Raw genomic sequence first — 21,085 nt, 5'->3', positions numbered from 1 at the left:
GAGCGTTTTATGTATCCAATGCCCGTTCAGCGGTGGCGCCCCGTACCGAGGGCGATCTATCGCTTGTCTTTGCCGATCGCACTCATTGCCTGGCTCGTTCCTTTGCTGGCCGTGCTGGTGACGTCGGTGCGCTCGAGCGATGAACTATTAGCCGGCGATTATTGGGGCTGGCCCAAGCATTTCGCGCTGATCGCGAACTACGGCACCGCGCTCACGCAGACGCCGATGCTCCATTACTTTTGGAATAGCTGTGTCATTACGGTGCCGGCGGTCGCTATCTCGATCTTCCTCGCTTCGATGGCCGGGCATGCGCTGGCCAATTACCGCTTTCGCGGTAATGCCGCGTTGCTAGGTTTGTTCGTGGCGGGCAACTTCGTGCCGATTCAGATTCTGATGATTCCCGTGCGCGAATTGATGGCGAGTCTCAATCTCTACAACACAGTGTGGGCGCTGATCGTATTTCATGCGGCGTTCCAAACGGGATTTTGTACGCTGTTCTTGCGCAATTTCATTCGCGAACTTCCCTACGAGTTGATCGAGGCGGCGCGCATCGAAGGTGCGAGCGAATGGGCGATCTACATGCGCGTGGTGCTGCCGCTCGTGCGGCCGGCGCTGGCCGCCTTGGCGATTCTCGTGTTCACGTTCGTTTGGAACGACTACTTTTGGGCGCTATGCCTCACGCAAGGCGACGATGCCGCGCCGATCACCGTCGGCGTGGCCGCGCTCAAAGGACAGTGGACGACGGCCTGGAACCTTGTATCGGCGGGCTCCGTCCTGGCGGCGTTGCCGTCGGTGGCGATGTTCTTCGCTATGCAAAAACATTTCGTTGCGGGCCTGACGTTCGGCGCCACGAAAGGTTGACCGATGCGCCGCACGCATCTATCACTCATCTCAAGACATGCAGGTGTGCGCGGCGTTGGCGCGCAAGCCTTCGTCGACGCAATCAAGGAATCTTAAATGCGGCTTGGCGTTTGTTATTACCCGGAGCACTGGCCGGAACATCAATGGGATAGCGATGCGCAGCGCATGGCGCGAATGGGCATATCGCGCGTACGGATCGCCGAATTCGCGTGGTCTCGCATCGAGCCCGAGCCCGGACGCTACGATTGGCCGTGGCTCGACCGCGCCTTGGATACGCTTGCACGTTATGGGCTCAAGGTCGTCATCGGTACGCCGACCGCCTCGCCGCCGAAATGGCTCGTCGATGCGCATCCCGACATCCTGCCCGTGTTGCAGGACGGGACCGTCATGCAATTCGGCTCGCGACGGCACTACGACATATCGAGTCCTACCTATCGGGAACACTGTGGACACATCGTCGAAGCGATGACGCGCCGGTATGGCGAACATCCGGCGGTTGTCGCATGGCAGACCGACAACGAATTCGGTTGTCACAATACGTTGCCGAGCTATACGCCGGCGGCGCTGCGGCGCTTTCGTCTGTGGCTGGCGGCACGCTACGAAACGATCGGTGCGCTCAATGCAGCCTGGGGCAATGTGTTTTGGAGCATGGAGTATCGTAGCTTCGACGAAATCGAGTTGCCGCAACATACGCCGACCGACGCGAATCCGTCGCACGTGCTCGATTTTCGTCGCTTCCAGTCGGACGAGGTAGCGAGCTTCCATCAGTTGCAAGCCGAATCTATTCGAAAGCATTCTCCTGGACGTGATCTCTTGCACAACTTCATGGGCTTTTATGCGGCGTTCGATCACTACGCATTCGCCCGGCGCGGCCTCGACGTGGCGGCATGGGATAGCTACCCGGTGCCGCGCACCGAAGTGCTGCCGTTGCCCGAAGCCGAGAAGCATCGCTGGGCACGTACCGGGCACCCCGACGTATCGGCGTTCAGCCATGATCTCTATCGCGGCGTCGGCAATGGGCGTATGTGGGTGATGGAGCAGCAAGCCGGGCCGGTGAATTGGGCGCCTTGGAATCCCGTGCCGAAGCCCGGCATGGTGCGGCTCTGGACGTGGGAGGCGTTTGCGCATGGGGCCGAACTCGTATCGTATTTCCGCTGGCGGCAGTGTCCCTTCGCGCAAGAGCAAATGCACTCGGGGCTCAATTCGCCCGACGACGAACTTTCGCCCGGTGGCCAAGAAGTATCGCGCGTCGGCGCCGAGTTGCTTGCGCTTGGACCGCTGGCGCAGGATCCGATGCCGAGCGAGCGCGCGCCGGTCGCGCTACTGTTCGACTACGAAGCCGAGTGGGTCATCGAAACGCAACGGCATGGCGCCGATTTCGACTATCAGTACCTCGTCTTCGAGTGGTACAGCGCGTTGCGCGAGATGGGGCTAGACGTCGATATCGTCTCTGCCCGGGACGATGTAGGCGCCTATCGGCTCGTGGTGGCCCCTACTTTGCCGATCCTGCCCGATTGCGTCGTCGAGCAGATCGAGCGCGGCGCCAATCACTGGGTATTCGGGCCGCGCACGGGATCGAAAACGGAGACGTTCGCGATTGTCGAGGGCTTGCCGCCCGGCAAATTGCGCTCTGCGCTGCCGGCTCGCGTCGTCGAAGTGGAATCGCTGCGTCCGTCCCTTCGGCCGACGCTCCGCTTGGACGGCATCGAGGGCGAGGCGGTGAGATGGCGCGAGCATGTCCAACCGGGTGTCGAAACGGAAGTCGTCGCTCGGTTCGACGACGGTTTGCCGGCACTGCTTCGGCGCGATCGGGTCACCTATATGACTGCGTGCTTCGACCGCGTGGCGCTCGGCGCGGCCTTGGCGAAGTGTGTGCGTGACGCCGGTATCGATACGGCGCGCTTACCCGAAGGCCTGCGCTTGCGGCGGCGCGGCGCATTGCGATTCGCGGTCAATTACGGCAATCGCGAACAGCGCGTGCCGGCGCAGGCAGGCGCGCGGTTCGTGCTCGGCGGCCCGATCGTGGGCCCGATCGACGTTGCCGCTTGGATCGAAGAAGACTGAACGGTGCGCACGCGTCTGACCGAACTTGTCCGCACGGCACACTTCGTGCCGCTTGCGACCGCGACGCTGATGCTCGGCGTCGCGTTGTCATTTACGGCACCGTACTTGTCGCTATTCGGGATCGAAGAGGCCTCGATGTCGCCCTTGCGGCTCGGTGTGTTCATGACTCTCGTTTCCGCGAGCGGTGTGTTGGCCAGTACCGCTGCCGGACGCTGGTCGGATCGTCGAGGCCGCCATCGCGGGATGCTCGTCGCATCGCTGGTCGCGGCCACGCTCGGCTTTGCGAGTCTAAGCTTCGTACGCGGCTATGCCGCCCTCACGGTGGTGGGCCTTGTGCTACTTGGCCCGGGCGCCGCATCGTTGTCGCAGATATTCGCGTTCGGCCGCGCCGCCTTGCGGATCGAAGACCCCGCGCAGAGCGAATTCGCCTCGGCCACCCTGCGGACGCTTTTGTCCGTCGCTTGGGTATTCGGTCCGGCAGTGGGGGCATTGATTCTGGCCCAGGCGGGCTTCAAGGGGCTCTTCGCGTTCGCGGCGGCGAGCTTCGCGGCTAGCGCGGTAATTGCGTTGCGCATCGCCGAAACGGGTGCGGATTCACCGAAAATCGCTGTGGTTGCCGATGCTCGATCGGCCTCGGTGCCAGTTACGGGGGCGATCGGCGATAAGGCTTCGAACGAAGCGCTGGCCGCCTACGCGCGCCGAGCGATCCCGCGTATCTTGATTGCGCTGGGGACGATCGGTCTGGTCGCCAATGCGACGATGATCCTATTGCCGCTGTATCTCCTTCACGCGCTCAACGGTACACGCTTGGCCGTATCCGCCGCGCTCGGCACGGGTGCGCTGCTCGAAATCCCGATGATGCTTTGGCTCGGCGTCATGTCCTCGAGATTGCACAAGCCGAAGTGGCTGACCGCAGCGGCGGCCGTGCATGCCGCATACTTCGTTGCGTTGGCGGCGATAAGCGATCCGTGGGCGGTCGTGCCTCTACAGGCGCTGTCCGCCACCGTTGTTGCGATTACTTCTTGCCTGGGGATGACCTATATCCAGGATCTGATGCCCGGCGAGACCGGTGCGGCGACGGCGCTCTTTTTCAACGCGTCGCGCGTCGGATCGATACTTGCCGGCGTGTTGTCGGGAACCATCGTGGGCGCATTCGGTTATCGCGCGGCGTTCTTGCTCTGCGCGGCGCTTGCGGTGTTTGCATTTGCGTTGCTCTCGTTCGACAGCGTGCAATTGAACAAAGCGAGCGCGCGCGCCGCCGTGCGGCGCGCTTGAATCTGCTTAACGCCGGCGGAACGCATCCAGCGATGCGAGTGCATTGCCGTGAAAGTCGAACAGCGTGTTGTTGTCCCACTGGTCGCCCGCGCCGACCTTCCAGCCCACGCCCGGAACCGGGGTCCATTCGGGCTCCCACCAGAACACGCCTTTCCCGCGATTGCTAGGCACTGCTTTGACGAGATCGACGAGGGCGCCGATGAATTGGGCTTGACCTTCGGGGGTGGGTGGATAGGAGACCGACCCGGTGTTCGTCATCGCATTGGGTTCGGAATCGCCATCGCTCGTCGTCCACGGATAAGCGGTCTCCACGACCATGACGTCCTTGCCATAGCGCGTGGCGAGATCGTTCATGTTCGCCCCGAGATCGGCGAGCGTGCCCTGCCATTGCGGGTAGTAGGACAGCCCAATGACATCGAACGTGACGCCGCGCTGCATGGCGTTGTCGAACCACCAGCGACTCGTGGCGTTGTTGCCGCCGCTGTCCAAGTGAAGCATGACGTCGATATGCTTATCGACGGATTTGACCGCGTCGTGCCCAGCCTTCAGCAGGGCCGCAAGATTGTCCCATTGGTCGTATTTGCCGAGCGGCCACAGCATGCCCCCCGTGATTTCGTTGCCGATCTGAACCCACTCGGGGCGTACACCCTCGGCGCGTAGCATCCGCAATACGTCCTCCGTGTACGCGGAAAGCAGACTGCATGTTTCGTCGAGACTCGCACCGGCCCAGGCATGCGGTGGGTACTGCTTGCCGGGGTCGGCCCACCAATCGCTGTAGTGGAAGTCGATGAGAACGCGCATCCCCAGCGCCGCGGCGCGGCGCGCGAGCGCGCAAACATGCCGCGCATTGTTGTATCCGGCCGAAGGGCTCTGGTTGGCGGGGAAGAAGTCGGGATTGCCGGGATCGTTCCAAACCTTGAGGCGAATCGAATCCACGCCATGACGACGGAGAATGTGTAGGCAGTCTTGCGCGACGCCATGTTCATAGTAGTGCGCGCCATGCGCCTCGAGTTCGAGCAGCGTCGATACGTCCGCGCCCATCGCGAACGGCCGATTGCCCGGTTTCGGCAGGTCGCTCGTTGCGGCGCCCGCTAGTTCCGGCAAGCCCGCGGTCATGCTTGCCGCCGCAGCCGTTGCCATCCATGCCAATACAGATCGTCTCTTCATCGGAATGCCTCCTGGTGACAGATTTACGTTCTTGGCCTGCGTCGGAAGATGACGTCGTCGTCAAAATTTAAGCGCTTAAATTTTTGAGCGAATCGACGCGTGAAATTACCCCTCGGAACGAAGGAATCCTAAGCGTTTAGACGAAGCGGCGCTTAGCCGACACAGTGACGTCAGCCTATCAAAGCCCTTAGCGCGATGCAAAAGGCTCGGCACGTGTCCACTATGTGGTTGGTACGGCCGGCCGATTGCGTCGCTCCAATCCTTAGGCTTGCACGATAGGCGAGTGTATGCGGCCACCGGCGGCGAGCAGTGACGCGATGACTTCGGGCAGTGTCGTTTTGCCAAAGCGACGTTCGGTCTTCGCCGTCTCTTCGACGTCGATTTTTCCGGCGTTATGCGCGTCGAAAAGTTCGGCGATCAAGCGCGCATGTTTGTCGGTCAGTCCAGCGCGCAGCAATGTTGCGGTCCATTCGCTGCGGGGCACTGCGATCGCGGCGATCTTGGCATTGCCTGCCTCGCCGAGGACTTGTGCGACGTAGTCGGCGCTGATTCGCTGAGGGCCTTCGACACTGACTATCCGTGCAAGATCCGATCGCGGCTTGTCGAGCAACAGTTCCGCGGCGACGAGGCCGACGTCGCGCGCGGACACGGTTGGGAACGGCTTGGTCACCGGATGATGCAAGCTCGGGAGAATGCCTTGTTGCGAAGCGATTGGGATCACGCGCGCCCAGTTTTCCATATGTTCGGCCGATCGCAGCAGCGTCAGACGTCCTCCAAGCGAATGGAGTCGTGTTTCGAGGTAATTGAAGAGCAAGGTGATCCCTGTGCCATGGCTCAGCTCGGCGCCGTAATCGGATAAGGCGAGTACGCGTGCGTGCGGGGCGGCACGCAGGGCCTCGGCGGCGACGTCGATCATTCGGCGCATCGTCGATTCGGGGTCGCTGTCGCCCACCGGAACGGGACACAGCATCTGAATGGCTTGCGCACCCTCGATCGCGGATCGCACGGACTCGGGGGTGCGCAGATCGGCTACGACACTCTCGCAACCGATCGCCGCGAACCGTTTGGCCTCGTCTTTGTTTCGCACAACCGCGCGGACGGCGTGCCCAGCTTGACGCAATGCGGTGACGGTGGCGCTGCCTACCTTGCCCGTCGCTCCGAAGATGACGTACATGAATCCTCCTTTGCTTGTCCTACTCGGTATCGAGTCATGCTACGGTCGTGCCGCCTTAGAGGCGATCAAGATCGGATCGAAAGAACACGAATGGATGGTCGGTTGAGTCGGTTGCGTGGTTCGTTGCGGGGATTCGGCCATGTCATTTAGACTCGTCGCAGCGACGCCGAGAACACTGCGAAGGATCGAACGCCATGAACGTTTTAGCTTCACGTGCCGAATTGGGCGACGGTACTCGTACGAGCTTGCTTTCAAGCAAGGGGCGGGGGTGGAAAGGTTTTGGGGCGGAGATCCTCGCGATTTCGGCGGGTACGCACCGAATTCCGGCGGCCGACCAGCACCGTGTCGGCGTTCATATGGGCAAACCCGTGAGAGCCCATTGCATCTGCGACGGCAGGCGGCACGCACGCGTCCAAGCCCATGGCGATGCCGATGTCGTTCCGGCCGGCATGGAAGGCGAATGGGCCGACGACTCCGATTGCACCGTCTTGCGCATCTGGTTCGACGAGGCATTCGCCGAATCGATCTACGAGCAATTGGAATTGAAGCCTTCTCGCGCCGAGTTTCAAATGCGTCTGCAAATGCGCGATCCGCGACTTCAGCATTTGGCGTGGGCCTTGCAGGCCGAATTGCAAGCCGAAGAGGCGTCCGATTCGCTGTTCGCGGAAAATCTTTGCACGGCGATGCTGGTTCGGTTGGCGGGCGCTGAGCTTGCGCTCGACCGGAAGCGTCAGGCGCTCGCACCCAAAGCGGCCGCGCGGATTGCCGACTTTGTCGACGGTAGCTTGGATCAGCGGCTGACGCTGGCGGATCTGGCGGCGGTACTTGGCATGAGCGTGCCGCACTTCAAGGTATTGTTTCGCCAGACGTTTGGCGTACCGGTTCATCGTTATATCGTGCAGCGCCGGGTCGAGCGAGCGAAAGCGTTGTTATTGACCGGGGCGCTCGACATCGCGCAGGTTGCGCTCGAAACGGGGTTTGCGCATCAAAGCCATATGGCGCATTGGATGAATCGGCTTCTCGGTGTCGGTCCGCGCGCATTGATCAAATCGAATTCGAACGAAGGATGAAGGCGTTCGGCCGCCAATGCGTCGCTTTTCGGCGCATTCCTATGCGGGAACGGACTATGCGACGCGGCGGTAATATGGCTGACACCGCCCGTGGGCGATAATGGCGGAGTTTGGGGCCGCTAAATGAGGCGGGCTGCCGGGCATCTTCATCTTTAGGGAGTATGCGATGGATAAACCGGACTCGATATCCGATGCGCAGTTCTTTGCCGAACGGCAACGCCGTTTCGAAGAGGATCTCGTCGACGCCTACGACGAGGAACTCGAAATGGAGATTGACGACCGCATTTTAGACGGTTCCGACGCCTTCACTCCCGAGGCGCGCAGCCTGCGCCGGCACTACTTCCGCGAGTTGTTTCGGCTGCAAGGCGAACTCGTCAAGCTCCAAGATTGGATCGTGGCAACGGGGCACCGGCTTGTCGTGATCTTCGAAGGCCGCGATGCGGCGGGCAAGGGCGGCGCGATCAAGCGGATCACGCAGCGGCTCAATCCCCGCGTATGCCGCGTAGCGGCGCTGCCCGCGCCGAGCGATCGGGAGCGCACGCAATGGTATTTCCAGCGTTACGTCGGCCACCTGCCCGCCGGCGGCGAAATGGTGTTGTTCGATCGTAGCTGGTATAACCGCGCCGGCGTGGAGCGCGTGATGGGGTTTTGCTCGGATGACGAGTACGAAGAGTTCTTCCGCTCGGTGCCCGAGTTCGAAAAGATGCTCGTGCGAAGCGGCATCCAGATCGTCAAATACTGGTTCTCGATTACGGACGAAGAGCAGGAGATTCGATTCCAGGCTCGCATTCACGATCCGCTCAAGCAGTGGAAGTTGAGCCCGATGGATCTTGAGAGCCGGCGCCGATGGGAAGCGTATACGCAAGCCAAGGAAGTCATGCTGCAACGCTCGCACCATAGTGACGCGCCTTGGTGGGTCGTGCAGGCCGTCGATAAAAAGCGGGCGCGCCTGAACTGTATCCATCACTTGCTGAGCCAGGTGCCTTATGGCGAGGTGGAACACCGCGCGATTCAGCTACCGGCACGGGTGCACAACGAAGACTATATTCGGCAACCGGTGCCGGGCAATATGATCGTTCCCGAGATCTACTGATCATTCTCGCAACGCGTTCGTCCGCTCCCGGCGCGACGATCGGCGCTAGGCCAAGACTGGGCGAAAGAAGCTGCGCTCGTAGCTGACAACGCAGCGGGTTTTTCGCGCGTAGTCGAATGCGGCGCGGCAACCCGGGTCTTGCTGCGAATCGGTTCGATATACCTCGTATGCCGCGAGGCTTGGAAACGAGAAAAGCGCCAGCGCGATGTTATTGGCGCCTTCGCCGGGAAGGAAGTAACCGTGATGCGTGCCGCCGAATCGCTCTACAAGGGGAATCCACATCTTCGCGTAGGTTTCGAATTCGGCGATGTGATCCGGATCGATGATGTAACGGACGTGGCAAGTGATCATAATGGACGATGGCGGAGGTGAGTCAGTCACATATTCGTCGAGCTGTAGATCTTAATGTTTCGGTGCTTGGCGTCAATATCTGTTCCGCAATCGTGCGGTCTCTCCTCTAGCGTCAGGCCGACGCGCTCGCAGAGTCGCCGGCTTTTCTTATTCCGTTCGTCGACTAAGGCTTGGACTCTGCGTGCCCGCAGATCGGCAAACGCGAATCGAAGCAATGTTTGCACGCCTTCAGTGATCAAGCCTTGGCCGAGATAGGGCGTTCGGCCCCACCAGCCGATATCGAATGCCGCATGCGACCAGACAGGCCGATGTATGCCTCCGCAGCCGATCACCGTGCTTGTGTCGCGAAGTAGCATGAGGAAGGGGAAGTCCCGCCGAGCCGCGAAGTTTTCGGATCCACTACGGCAAAACGTTTCGGATAGATCGACCGAAGGTACCTCGGTCGCCCATGGGAGCGACGCCGGGAATTCGCGCAGCTCATCGAGCGAATCCATCGTTGCTTCGAACACCGCTTTGCCGTCGCCGGTTTGGGGGCAGCGAATAGTTAGCCGTTCTGTATGGAAGATTTTGTTCACATCGAGTTGCTATGGAATTAGGATGCGGTGCCTGCAAGCGCGCCGATCGCGCATAGGCACGCGATCGCACGGTGGATCGTCAAGCACAACGACGACTTCAACCTTCAGTCCCGGCGTAGGCCGCCTTCAATGCGGCGACATCGAACTTAGTCATTTGCATCATCGCCTTGGCCACGCGCGCCGCCTTGACCGGGTCGGGATCCGAGATCATCGGAATCAGATCGTTTGGGACGATCTGCCACGAGACGCCGAAACGATCGCGGAGCCAGCCGCAGTTGTCATACGCGCCGCCGCCTTCGACAAGCATGTCCCAGTAGCGGTCGAGTTCACGCTGATCGCCGCAATTGACCATCAACGATATGGAGTGATTGAACGATTCGCCGCCTTCGTGGCTCATGGCGATGAAGGGCTGCCCAAACAGCAGGAATTCCACCACTTTGGTCGAGCCCGCGCCCGGGACAGCCGTGACCTTGACGATGCGCGAGTCGGGAAAGATGCCGGCATAGAACGCGGCCGCTTCTTCGGCTTGCGTCGAGTACCAAAGAAATGGCGTGATTTTCTGAATCGACATGGCGAGGCTCCTCAACATAACAAACTGAAAGGTACGGCGAAGGCCGTCATCGATACGACGATCGAAGGCCGTTGGGATCGACATGACGCGATCGCCCATGCGATCCGAACCTTCCGTGCGGCGCACCGGTCCAGTCAAGAATTCAAACAATCGTTTAACGGCGGCTCACACTAAACCGCGATTGCCCCGAGTTGTAGTAGGTGCGTTTGTGAATAAGTCGCCATTGTTCCTAAGATATGGGAACTATCGCATTTTCCGAGCGACGATTGTAGGAGACGCCCAAGCCATGAACGAACCCGCTCGTTCGCAGCTACACCCGAGTCGCCTTACTCCAGGGATCTTAATCGCGGTCGCCGCGGCGGTTTCGTTCGCCGGCTGTACCGCATTACCGCCCCAGCAACAGGGCGCAAGCGCGCAACAAGCTCAATGCGTCGGCGCGATCGAACCGCCCTATGGCCTCACGCCGGTCAGCGATCCGGCGTTACTTGCCGCTACGGTACAGCCGCCCGGAAAGGGCGGCCTATGCATGGGAGAGGCGTACCAGGTCACGCAGCCGCTCACGGTCTACCGCGTCTGGGATACGGCCAAGCCTTGGAGCGAACTCGGGAAATGGTGGAGCTTCGCACCGCCCGCGGGGCCGCGCGACGCCTACCGGGTAAAGAATGAGATCTGCCCAAGCTGGAGTGCACTGGATCAGGTGACGCAATGCCGATTGAAAGTCGGTTCGGAGATCGTCATCGGCCCCGGACAGAGTGCCGCTTGCGATCCCAAGGATAACGTGAACTATCCGCCGTCGGCTGAGATACAAGTCTATGTGCCAAACGACAATTCGAATCCGGGCAAGGAGCTCGTCTTCGATTGCGTGGCGAAAGCCGCCTGGCCTTAATGCGACGATGCCCGGTAGTCGATAGCCGAGATGTCGCTCGAATGGAGCAATCGAGGACGTTGTGAGAATGCGCGCGTTTCTCTAGACTGCAACTCATTGCCGCTATCGGCCGGGAGACGCGCGATGTCACGCAACGACGACGAGACGTTTTGGCTCAACGCTAGCCGGCATCTGGTTCGGTATGGCGGCAAGTTCGAGCCGATGATCATCGAGCGTGCGCAAGGCAGCTTCGTCTATGACGCGGACGGACGTGCGATTCTCGATTTCACGTCGGGGCAAATGAGCGCGGTGCTCGGGCACAGCCATCCCGACATCGTCTCCGTCATCAACGAGTACGCGGGCAAGCTCGATCACTTATTTAGCGGAATGCTCTCGCGGCCCGTCGTCGATTTGGCGACGCGATTGGCGGACATCACGCCCGCCGGCCTCGACCGTGCCTTGCTGCTGAGCACGGGCGCGGAATCGAATGAAGCGGCTATTCGGATGGCCAAACTCGTCACCGGCAAATACGAGATCGTCGGATTCGCGCAGTCGTGGCACGGGATGACGGGCGCGGCGGCCTCCGCGACTTATAGCGCCGGGCGCAAGGGCGTCGGTCCCGCCGCCGTCGGTTCGTTCGCGATCCCGGCGCCGTTCACCTATCGGCCGCGTTTCGAACGCGCGGGCCAATACGATTTCCTCGCGGAATTGGACTATGCGTTCGATTTGATCGATCGCCAGTCCAGCGGCAATCTGGCGGCCTTTATCGCCGAGCCGATCTTGAGCTCCGGCGGCATCATCGAATTACCGTTGGGGTATATGGCCGCGCTCAAGCGCAAATGCGACGAACGCGGCATGTTGCTGATTCTCGACGAAGCGCAAACGGGTGTCGGTCGCACGGGGACGATGTTCGCCTGCCAACGCGACGGCGTGACGCCCGACATGCTGACATTGTCGAAGACGCTGGGAGCGGGTTTGCCGCTGGCGGCGATGATCACCTCGGCGCAGATCGAAGAGCGGGCGCACGAATTGGGCTACCTGTTCTACACCACGCACGTATCCGATCCGCTTCCCGCCGCGGTCGGCTTGCGCGTGCTCGAGGTGGTGGAGCGCGACGGCCTCGTCGCGCGTGCGAACACGATGGGCGATCGGCTCAAGCGAGGGCTGCTCGATTTGATGGAACGCTTCGACTGCATCGGCGACGTTCGCGGAAGAGGGCTGCTTCTCGGGATGGAGATCGTCAAGGATCGCCGCACGAAAGAGCCCGCGGACGGGCTCGGTGCGAAAATCACCCGGGAATGCATGAATCTTGGGCTCAGCATGAACATCGTGCAATTGCCGGGCATGGGCGGTGTTTTTCGGATCGCACCTCCGTTGACCGTTAGCGAAGACGAGATCGACTTAGGCCTGCGCTTGCTCGCGCAGGCCATCGAGCGTTCGCTATGACGGGTTAGCCTTTCGTCGCACCGAACGTCAATCCGGCGACGAAATGCTTTTGCATCGCGAAGAACATCGCGACCGACGGCATAGCCGCCAGTATGGAGCCGGCCGATACGAGATTCCAGGCAGTCGTCCATTGCCCCTTTAGCGCCGCCACGCCCACGGTGATCGGTGCCGCATCGTCGCCTTGGGTCAAGCAAAGCGCCCAGAAGTAGTCGTTCCAGACGAACGTGAACACCAAAATTGCGAGTGCCGCGAGCGCGGGCCGAATGAGCGGCAGCACGATCCTGAAGAACACGGTCCACTCGTTCGCGCCTTCGATGCGCGCGGCCTCGATCAATTCGAACGGTAGCTGCTTGATGAAGTTTCTCAAGAACAGTGCGCAAAACCCCGTTTGGAACGACAAATGAAAGAGGATCAATCCACTCACGGAGTTGTATAGGCCGAGCCTCAAAGACAAGTCACGCACAGGAATCATCAAGACCTGAATCGGCACGAAATTACCCGCGACGAAGGCCGCGAACAGCGCCGAGTTGCCCGGAAACCGATAGACCGCGAGCGCGAAGCCGGCCATGGCGGCGAGCGCGATCGCACCGGCGACGGCGGGCAACGTGATCTGCACGCTGTTCCAAAAGTAATGGAGCATGGGCGATGCCGTCAGCGCTTCGCGGTAGTTCTCGACGAGAGCGAAATGCTTGGGCCATCCCCAATAATTTCCTTCGCTGAGTTCTTCCGAAGACCGCACCGATGTGACCAGGACGGCGATCATCGGCAGCAGCCATATCATGAGCGCGACCGGCAGCGTCAGCTTATAAGCGCGTCGTGCCGCGGGTTTCCATTTCTCGACCGGCATGGGATACATGTTCGTGACTCCTTATCGCTCGTTCTTGAGCAGCCGGCGCAGATGAAAAACGATGTAGAGCAGCATGATCGCGAACAATACGACAGCGATCGCGGCCGAGTAACCGAGCCGGTAATACTTGATGGCCTGGTCGTACATGTAATACGCGAGCACCGTCGAGCTCTCGAATGGGCCGCCGCCCGTCATGACTGAAATCAGATCGAAGCTGCGCAGCGCGCCGATCACGGTCACGACGACGGCCATGAACGTCGTCGGCCGCAACTGCGGCAGAATCACGTGCCAGAGGAGCGCCCAACCTTTCGCGCCTTCCATGCGCGCGGCTTCGATTTGCTCGCTGCTCAACGTCGTCAGGCCGGTGAGGTACAGAATCATGCAGTACGCGGTTTGCGGCCACAGCGCGGCGAGGATGATGCCCGGCGTTGCATAGTGGGGATCGCCGAGCACGGGGATCCCGTGTCCCACGATCAACGCGAGCAAGCCGAAGGTCGGGTCGTAGAACCATGAAAAAATCAGGCCGACCACGACGCCCGACAACACGAACGGCGCGAAGAAGAGCGACTTGACGATGCGAATGCCGGCGACCGCTTGATTGAGGTAGAGCGCGATCGCCAACCCCATCGGCGGCGCAAGCAAGAACATCGCCAGCCAAATGACGTTGTTCTTGAGTGCGGTATAAAACGTCTGCGAGTGAAAGAGTTCCACGTAGTTCGCCAAACCGACGAACGTCGCGTCGGTCATGCCGTCCCAGTTGTAGAGGCTGAGGCGGATCGTCGACAGTACCGGCCATATCACGTAGATCGCGACCATCACGCATGCCGGTGCGAGAAACAGCATCGCCGCGCGGCGTTGGCGGCGTGCCGTCGGCGATAGGCGACGGCGCGCACTCGGGCTTGGCCGGCCCGTCGGCGCGGACGGCGGGAGCCCATCGCCTGGGCGGGCGGCCCCGGCGCTATTGGCTCGCTGAGTGATGAACTGAGACACGTCAACCTCCTAAACGAACACGGCAGCGGCGCGCGGCGTACTCGATGAGCGGCGCCACGCGCGGCCTCATCAAGCTACTTCTTATAGATGCGCTGACGCGCTTGCTCCAGATGGGCGAGGATCGAATCGAGTTGCGTGGGATCGGATACGAACTGCTGCATACCCTTCATGCCTTCGTCGGCCATTTCCTTCGTCATATCGCGATCGTAGAACTGAGCGATACCGCCCTTCGTATTCGACAGAATTTGGAAGCCGATCTTCGAAATCGGATCGTCGGGCTCCGGAGACTGGCTGTTTGCCGACAAGGAGCCGAGTCCCACCGCGAGTTGCGCGCCGACTTGGGGCGTCTCGACGAACGCGAGGAATGCGCGCGCCTCGGCCTTGTTTTTCGCCTTCGCGGGAATGTTCAGCGTTTCGACGGGGCCGTCTTCCGCCGTCGGCACGTTCTGATCGATGATCGGGAATTGGAAGTAGCCCATTTGCTGCTTGACCGTCGGCGAAAAGCCGCCCGTGATGAACGTGCCCATCAACATCATCGCCGCCTTGCCCTGGAATAGGAACGGCTGTGCGGAGTCGAGATCGTACGACAGCGAGTTTTCGATGAAGTAGCCCGCATCGAGCAATTGCTTCCACGTCGTATAGACCTTCTTCACGCGTGCATCGGTGTACGGGACTTCCCCGGCCATCAACTTCTGATGAAACGCATTGCCGTTCAAACGCAAGTCGAGGTAATCGAACCAGCCCGCCAACGTCCATGCATCGCGTCCCGCCACGGCGATCGGCGTGATGCCCGCGGCTTTGAGTTTCTTGCAATCGTCGAGCCATTCGTTCCACGTTTTCGGTTCGCTCGCGATCCCGACTTTCTGGAAGAGATCCTTGCGATAGAACATGCCCCACGAATAGTAGACGGTGGGCGCGGCGTACTGCTTGCCGTGATACGACGACGCCTCTTTCGTCGACGCATAGGTCTGGTCCCAGCCGTTTTTCGTCCAATCGCCGGAGAGGTCTTCGAACAAACCGCGCTTGGCGTAATAAGCCATGCGTTCCCCGTCGTGCCAGTTCACGATGTCGGGCGGCGCCGTGGTCAACCAGCCGGGCAATTGAACTTTGTACGCTTCCTCGTCGATGAAGGCGACTTTGACGTCGGTGCCGGGATGCGATTTTCTGAATTCGTCCACCACCTGGGTCCATACGGCGCGCTGGCTCGCTCCCTTGAAGGCGATGTTGATGTCGAGCGTTGCGGCCTGAGTCGGTGTCGCGAGCGTGCCCATCGCGAAGGTCGACGCGAGCGCGACGGCGGCGAGCGTGGTGCGGGGTTTGTACGTCATGCCTGTCTCCTATGTATTACGTCGTTGTCGGTGCTGCATCGGAATCCGTGTCGGGCGTTCAGCGCGCCGGCGTGCGATAGGCGGCGATCCCTTGCGGCTCGAGATCGCGAGAGCCGACCAGAAACGCGTCGCTGGGTATGTCGGCCTGCAACGTGTGGGTTTGCGTGCCGTAATTGAAAACCCACGTGACGCCGCCGCGTCGACTTACGCGCACGGTATCGCCAAGCGGTTCGGGTGAGAGCCCCGCTTCGCGCGCGACGCGGGCGAAGAGCGCTTGCGTGGACGCATCGTCGAATAGGCTCGCGAAGTAATGCACCGCGCCGTATTTCACGTAGGCGGGATGACCGTCGCTGAACGCCGCGCGGATCTCGATCGATTCGCGGCTGTCTTTTCCGAGGTCGACGTCGATCAGGTCGCGCCAGTGCCGCGCATGTCCCTCTCCCACGTTGCCGCTAAACGTGACGCGCGGATGGACGTTCGGCCGCATCGAGTCGACGCGCCACACCCGCACCGGCATGATCGAAGCGAGGGGGCCGGGCGGCAAGTTGGAGGGAATCTGTAGTTCGGCCGTCTTCGATCCCGTGCGCGGCCCGATGATCACGTGGGCAAGCGAATTTTCGAGCCGCCGTACGAGATCGTGCGGCACCACGGGCAACGGCGGTACGACGATCAACCGGTAGCCGTCGAGCGACGCTTGCGTTGAGACGATGTCCACGTCGAATCCAAGCGCTCGCAACGCCGAGTAGTATTCGACGGCGAAGCGCGGATAGTGGAAATCGATCCCCTGCGGGTGGACTTCAAAGAGCCACTTGGCTTCGTAATCGAAGACGAGCGCGACGCGCGTATCGATGCTGCCTTGCGGGTCCGCGTCCGCATGGTCGGCTAACGCGCGCAGCTCCTGTGCGACGCGCTGCGCTTCGCTGCCGCCGATGTCGAGGCGATTGTCGGGCGTATTGAGTCCCGCGTGCATCTGTTCTTGCGCAAACCGCGCTTGGCGCCAACGGAAATACGATACGCAGCCCGCGCCGTGCGCGAACGCTTCCCAGCTCCATAGCCGCACCATGCCCGGCAGCGGCGCGGGATTCCATTTCGCCCAGTTCACGGGGCCGGGCTGCTGCTCCATGACCCAGAACGGCAGCTTCGACATGCCACGGTAGAGATCGTGATTGAACGATGCGAAATCGGGGTGGCCCGTGCGAAGGAATTTTGCTTTGACCTCGGGCTCGTACCACTGTTCTTCGAGCGCGCCGAGCGGGTAGCTGTCCCATGCGGCGACGTCGAGGTCGTCAGCCACCTTATAGTGGTCGAACTCGGTAAAGAGCTGCATGAAGTTATGCGCGATCGGCCGCCCCGGCGAATGCTTGCGGATGATGTCGACTTGCATGCGGTTATAACGCGCAAGCTCGTCGGATGCGAAGCGCCGATAGTCGAGCCGATGCGACGGATGCGCTTCGGTGACGGTGCCGATCGGCGCGTCGATCTCATCGAAGTCGCGGTACTCCATGCTCCAAAACACGGTGCCCCATGCGCGGTTCAGCGCGTCGATCGTGCCATAGCGCGCTTTCAACCATCCGCGAAAGCGTTCGAGCGCGGCGGGCGAATAGCTGACGACGGTTTGGTGGCAGCCGTATTCGTTGTCGGTTTGCCAATAGGCGACGGCGGGGTGCTTGCCATAGCGCGACGCAACGGCTTCGCAGATGGCCTTCGACGCTTCGAAGTACGAGGGCGAGGAAAAGTCGTAATGCCTGCGCGATCCGAATGCGCGCACGCGCCCATCGGCGCCTACCGGCAAGATGTCGGGATGACGATCGATGAGCCACTTCGGCGGCGTGGCTGTGGGTGTGCACATGACGACGTTGAGCCCTTCCGCCGCGAGCGTGTCGATCGCGCAATCGAGCCAGCCCCAATCGAATTCGCCGGGCGAGGGCTCGATGCGGCTCCATGCGAATTCGGCGATACGTACCTGCTTGATGCCGAGCTCGCGCATCCGCACGGCATCGTCTTTCCACATGGCCTCCGGCCAGTGCTCGGGGTAATAGCAGACTCCTAGACGCATTGCATGGTCCTCTTGTCGGTGTCGATGTCGATCACGCGTGTTGTGCGACGTTGCTGAGCGGCGCAACGGCGAAGCCGTCTTCCGCGAATAGGTGGCATGCATGGGCCGGCGCGCGAAAACGGACGGTGTCGCCGCGCGTTAGACGTGCGTCGCCCGGCGCCTTGGCAATCAGTACCGCACCGCCCGGTTGGTCGAGGTGCACGTAGCTGTGCTCGCCGAGGGCTTCGATGAGCGTGACGGTGCGATCGAGCGTGACGGCGTCGCGCTCGATGGGCTTGGACGTTTCGTTTTGTATGGGTTCGAGATGCTCGGGGCGCACGCCGAACGTGACGGCTTCGCCGATGAGAAGCCGCTCGCCTTGCAAGGGCAGCCGCACCGATTCGCCGCTGCCGTCGAGCGTGACGGTCACGCCGTCAGATTCGATCGAGGCGATGCTGCCCGGCAGGAAGTTCATACGTGGAGAGCCGATGAATCCGGCGACGAACTTGCTCTTCGGCCGGTGATAGAGCTCGAGCGGCGCGCCGACTTGCGCAATGCTGCCGAACCGTTCGGTGTCGCGGCCGGCATGCAGCAGCACGATCTTGTCGGCGAGCGTCATGGCCTCGATCTGATCGTGCGTGACGTAGACGACGCTCGCGTCCGCGAATTGCCGATGCAACCGCGCGATTTCGATGCGTGTTTGCCCGCGCAACGTGGCGTCGAGATTCGACAGCGGTTCGTCGAAGAGGAAGACGCCGGGCTCCCGAACGATCGCGCGTCCGATCGCGACACGTTGCCGTTGCCCGCCCGAGAGCGCTTTGGGATGTCGATCGAGCAGGGTGTCGAGTTGAAGAATGCGAGCGGCGTCGCGCACCTTGCGGTCGATTTCGGCTTTGGGCGTCTTCGCGAGTTTCAGGCCGAACGCCATGTTCTCGTAGACCGTCATGTGCGGAAACAGCGCGTAGCTTTGGAAGACCATGGCCACGCCGCGCTGCGCGGCGGGTACGTCGTTGACGCGCTTGCCGGCGATCGAAACGTCGCCGTCGGTCACGTCCTCCAAGCCGGCGATCATCCGCAGCAACGTGGACTTGCCGCAGCCCGATGGGCCGAGGAAGACACAGAATTCGTTCTTGCCGATTTCCAGATCGACGTCCCGGATCACCGGGGCGCCGTCGCCATAGGCCTTTTGCACACCGCGCAATGAAATGCTCGCCATCGTGCCGTCTCCGTGTTCTAATCTGCGCCAAATGATTAAGCGCTTAATCAGCGTCCCGTAAAAAGCGGTCGCGATGTGCGACCGGACGCTGCGTCTCCTGCATTTTTGTTGAGTGTTCGGTGCATGGTGCCGCGCTCGAGGCGATCACGCAAATGTTGAATAACCTTCCCATTTATTGAGAATCGATGCCGACACTGAACGAAGTGGCCGTGCGGGCCGGCGTTACGCCTGCCACGGTCTCGAATGTCTTGCGCAACAAGGGCCGAGTGGGGGAGGCGACACGCCAGCGGGTGCTCGGCGCGATTGCCGCGCTCGGTTATCGGCCGCATTTGCCTGCACGCGCATTGGCCGAGGGGCGGGCGCCGACGATCGCGCTGATGGTGTCGAGCATCGCGAACCCGTTTTATCCCGAGTTCGCGCTGGCGGTGGAAAACGCCCTGCGGCGTAAGGGGCAGTTCCTTATCATCTGCAATACCGAGGGCGATCCGCAGACCGGGCGTGCCTATCTCGATCAGATCGCGGGGACGTTATCGGAAGGCGTCTTGGTGATGAATGCGAACCTCGATTTCGAGGATTTGCGGATGACCGAGTTGCGTGGCGCGCCGGTCGTGCTGTGCATGTGGGAGCGGCCGCTCGATCCCCCCGGATTGCCTTGTGTGGCGGTGGATTTTCGATTGGCTGGGGAGTTGGCCGCCAAGCACCTGCTTGAGCTTGGGCATCGACGGATCGGGGCGATCATCGGTAGCAAGGTGTACGGGATTCATGCGGCCCGTTATGACGGATTCCTCGATGCCATGCGCGAGGAGGGGCTCGACGGTGCGGCTGCACCGGTGTGTTACACACCCGACACGACACAGGGCGGCTATGCCGCAGCACTCGAGTTGTTGAAAGCGCATCCCGATCTGACGGCGCTCTTTGCAACGAACGATTTGCCGGCGCTCGGCGCGATGCAGGCGGCGGCCGATCTCGGTCTAGACGTGCCGCGCGACCTGTCCGTGATTGGGATCACCGATATTCAACTTGCGCGCGAATCGCGTCCTGCGCTGACCACGGTTGCCGTACCGACGATCGAAGCGGCCGAGTTTGCCGTGGAGTTGCTGCTCGAGTTGATCGAAACGTCGGCCGCGAGAGCGGCGGGTGAGGGCGCGCGGCAGGCTCGCGTTTGCGTGACGTCTGCGCCGCGCCTCGTCGTCCGTGCGTCGACAGGGCCGGCGCAGAAGGCAATTTGACGAGCGCACTCACGACGTTTATGTGCTTTTTGCCGAACGCCGCCTAGCCTACCGGCGGCATGGGCTTGCCGGAGCATTGAGGCCATGCCGTGCTTGCAAGGCAGTGCCGCCGCGTAGGCAGCGCCACCGCCCGAACGGCACGGCAATCAAGCCCTCAGCGAGAGTCGCTTTAGATGCGCTTCGCTTATAGATAGAACATCCGGTCCTCGTCCGACTTCGTCGCGTGCGGTTCGGCTTCGCCGCGATCCTCATAGAAAGCGAGCACCGCTTCGAGGACTTGGTCGGGTTCGTCGATCACCTGCATGAGGTTCATGTCTTCGGGGTTGATGAGCCCCATCGGCAACAGGGCCGTCTCGAACCAATGCAGGAGCCCCTTCCAGAACTCGGCGCCCACGAGAATGATCGGCACGTGGCGCGACTTCTTCGTTTGGATGAGCGTGAGCACTTCGGCCAGTTCGTCGAGCGTACCGAAGCCGCCCGGCATGACGATCACGGCATCGGAGTTCTTGACGAACGTGACCTTGCGCGTGAAGAAGTGGCGGAAACGCAGCGAAATGTCCTGCCATTGGTTGCCCGATTGCTCGTGCGGCAACTCGATGTTCAGGCCGACCGATGGCGCCTTGCCCGCATGCGCGCCCTTGTTCGCGGCCTCCATGATGCCCGGGCCGCCGCCCGAAATCACGGCGAAGCCCGCGTCCGACAGCTTGCGTGCGATCTGGGTCGCGAGTTTGTAATAGGGAGAGCTCGGTTTAAGGCGCGCCGAGCCGTAAATGCTAACGGCCGGGCGAATCTCCGAGAGGTACTCGGTCGCCTCGATGAACTCTGCCATAATCGTGAACATCTGCCACGACGCGCGGGCCTTCTTGGCCGTTGCGCGTTCTTGATCTGCGAGCGATCGCAGACTCGGAATCACTTTTCTCTTGTTCAT

19 protein-coding genes are annotated in these 21,085 nt (G+C 61.4%); 8 read left to right on the top strand and 11 right to left on the bottom strand.

The features are described from left to right. Nucleotides 1-9 precede the first annotated feature (9 nt). From AB1286_RS30255 to AB1286_RS30245, 3 genes are all read left to right on the top strand, one after another. Nucleotides 10-861 (top strand): carbohydrate ABC transporter permease, encoded by an 852-nt coding sequence (locus tag AB1286_RS30255; RefSeq protein ID WP_430366872.1) that lies wholly within the window; start codon nucleotides 10-12, stop codon nucleotides 859-861. Between the two features lie 96 nt (nucleotides 862-957). After that, complete coding sequence (locus AB1286_RS30250; RefSeq protein WP_430366871.1) at nucleotides 958-2,925, top strand: beta-galactosidase; 1,968 nt, start codon at nucleotides 958-960, stop codon at nucleotides 2,923-2,925. Between the two features lie 3 nt (nucleotides 2,926-2,928). Further along, entirely contained in the window at nucleotides 2,929-4,200 is a 1,272-nt protein-coding gene (locus tag AB1286_RS30245; protein ID WP_430366870.1) for an MFS transporter, read from the top strand. A gap of 6 nt (nucleotides 4,201-4,206) precedes the next feature. Here AB1286_RS30245 and AB1286_RS30240 read toward each other — a convergent pair whose 3' ends face one another. Continuing rightward, nucleotides 4,207-5,367 carry a glycoside hydrolase family 53 protein gene (locus AB1286_RS30240; RefSeq protein ID WP_430366869.1) on the bottom strand — a complete coding sequence of 387 codons (1,161 nt, stop codon included), beginning with the start codon at nucleotides 5,365-5,367 and terminating at the stop codon, nucleotides 4,207-4,209. Between the two features lie 262 nt (nucleotides 5,368-5,629). Then, nucleotides 5,630-6,541 carry an NAD(P)H-binding protein gene (locus AB1286_RS30235; RefSeq protein ID WP_430366868.1) on the bottom strand — a complete coding sequence of 304 codons (912 nt, stop codon included), beginning with the start codon at nucleotides 6,539-6,541 and terminating at the stop codon, nucleotides 5,630-5,632. 194 nt (nucleotides 6,542-6,735) lie between these two features. On the opposite strand from AB1286_RS30235, the gene AB1286_RS30230 reads away from it, so the two are divergent. Further along, nucleotides 6,736-7,611 (top strand): helix-turn-helix transcriptional regulator, encoded by an 876-nt coding sequence (locus AB1286_RS30230; protein WP_430366867.1) that lies wholly within the window; start codon nucleotides 6,736-6,738, stop codon nucleotides 7,609-7,611. A 166-nt stretch (nucleotides 7,612-7,777) separates the two neighbouring features. Next, a complete protein-coding gene (ppk2, locus tag AB1286_RS30225) occupies nucleotides 7,778-8,704 on the top strand; it encodes a polyphosphate kinase 2 (protein ID WP_430366866.1) in 927 nt (308 codons plus the stop codon). Between the two features lie 45 nt (nucleotides 8,705-8,749). Here the strand turns inward: ppk2 and AB1286_RS30220 are convergent, their stop codons facing one another. The 3 genes from AB1286_RS30220 to AB1286_RS30210 form a co-directional block, all read right to left on the bottom strand. Then, nucleotides 8,750-9,055 carry an NIPSNAP family protein gene (locus AB1286_RS30220; protein ID WP_430366865.1) on the bottom strand — a complete coding sequence of 102 codons (306 nt, stop codon included), beginning with the start codon at nucleotides 9,053-9,055 and terminating at the stop codon, nucleotides 8,750-8,752. A gap of 26 nt (nucleotides 9,056-9,081) precedes the next feature. Next, nucleotides 9,082-9,630 carry a GNAT family N-acetyltransferase gene (locus tag AB1286_RS30215; protein ID WP_430366864.1) on the bottom strand — a complete coding sequence of 183 codons (549 nt, stop codon included), beginning with the start codon at nucleotides 9,628-9,630 and terminating at the stop codon, nucleotides 9,082-9,084. Between the two features lie 97 nt (nucleotides 9,631-9,727). Continuing rightward, nucleotides 9,728-10,201, bottom strand: a complete 474-nt coding sequence (locus AB1286_RS30210) for a VOC family protein (RefSeq protein ID WP_430366863.1) — start codon at nucleotides 10,199-10,201, stop codon at nucleotides 9,728-9,730. 286 nt (nucleotides 10,202-10,487) lie between these two features. Here AB1286_RS30210 and AB1286_RS30205 point away from each other — a divergent pair, with 286 nt between their 5' ends. Further along, entirely contained in the window at nucleotides 10,488-11,087 is a 600-nt protein-coding gene (locus AB1286_RS30205) for a hypothetical protein (RefSeq protein WP_430366862.1), read from the top strand. 123 nt (nucleotides 11,088-11,210) lie between these two features. Next, a complete protein-coding gene (locus tag AB1286_RS30200; RefSeq protein ID WP_430366861.1) occupies nucleotides 11,211-12,512 on the top strand; it encodes an aspartate aminotransferase family protein in 1,302 nt (433 codons plus the stop codon). 4 nt (nucleotides 12,513-12,516) lie between these two features. Here the strand turns inward: AB1286_RS30200 and AB1286_RS30195 are convergent, their stop codons facing one another. The 5 genes from AB1286_RS30195 to AB1286_RS30175 form a co-directional block, all read right to left on the bottom strand. Continuing rightward, nucleotides 12,517-13,368, bottom strand: a complete 852-nt coding sequence (locus AB1286_RS30195; protein WP_430366860.1) for a carbohydrate ABC transporter permease — start codon at nucleotides 13,366-13,368, stop codon at nucleotides 12,517-12,519. Nucleotides 13,369-13,380: 12 nt separating this feature from the next. After that, nucleotides 13,381-14,349, bottom strand: a complete 969-nt coding sequence (locus tag AB1286_RS30190) for a carbohydrate ABC transporter permease (protein ID WP_430366859.1) — start codon at nucleotides 14,347-14,349, stop codon at nucleotides 13,381-13,383. A gap of 74 nt (nucleotides 14,350-14,423) precedes the next feature. Next, nucleotides 14,424-15,677 carry an ABC transporter substrate-binding protein gene (locus AB1286_RS30185; protein WP_430366858.1) on the bottom strand — a complete coding sequence of 418 codons (1,254 nt, stop codon included), beginning with the start codon at nucleotides 15,675-15,677 and terminating at the stop codon, nucleotides 14,424-14,426. Between the two features lie 58 nt (nucleotides 15,678-15,735). Then, nucleotides 15,736-17,733 (bottom strand): beta-galactosidase, encoded by a 1,998-nt coding sequence (locus AB1286_RS30180; protein WP_430366857.1) that lies wholly within the window; start codon nucleotides 17,731-17,733, stop codon nucleotides 15,736-15,738. Between the two features lie 31 nt (nucleotides 17,734-17,764). Continuing rightward, the gene (locus tag AB1286_RS30175) at nucleotides 17,765-18,928 is read right to left on the bottom strand and encodes an ABC transporter ATP-binding protein (RefSeq protein WP_430366856.1); all 1,164 of its coding nucleotides are present in this window, start codon (nucleotides 18,926-18,928) and stop codon (nucleotides 17,765-17,767) included. A gap of 185 nt (nucleotides 18,929-19,113) precedes the next feature. Here AB1286_RS30175 and AB1286_RS30170 point away from each other — a divergent pair, with 185 nt between their 5' ends. Beyond that, nucleotides 19,114-20,157 (top strand): LacI family DNA-binding transcriptional regulator, encoded by a 1,044-nt coding sequence (locus tag AB1286_RS30170; RefSeq protein WP_430366855.1) that lies wholly within the window; start codon nucleotides 19,114-19,116, stop codon nucleotides 20,155-20,157. Nucleotides 20,158-20,341: 184 nt separating this feature from the next. On the opposite strand, the gene AB1286_RS30165 is transcribed toward AB1286_RS30170, so the two are convergent. Next, nucleotides 20,342-21,085 carry a TIGR00730 family Rossman fold protein gene (locus tag AB1286_RS30165; RefSeq protein WP_430366854.1) on the bottom strand — a complete coding sequence of 248 codons (744 nt, stop codon included), beginning with the start codon at nucleotides 21,083-21,085 and terminating at the stop codon, nucleotides 20,342-20,344.

The sequence above is a fragment of the Trinickia sp. NRRL B-1857 genome (genome assembly GCF_050470685.1).
In the GTDB taxonomy this organism is placed as follows: Bacteria; Pseudomonadota; Gammaproteobacteria; order Burkholderiales; family Burkholderiaceae; genus Trinickia.
Note: the sequence above shows the minus strand (reverse complement) of the source record. Positions and strands in the feature narration are given on the sequence as shown.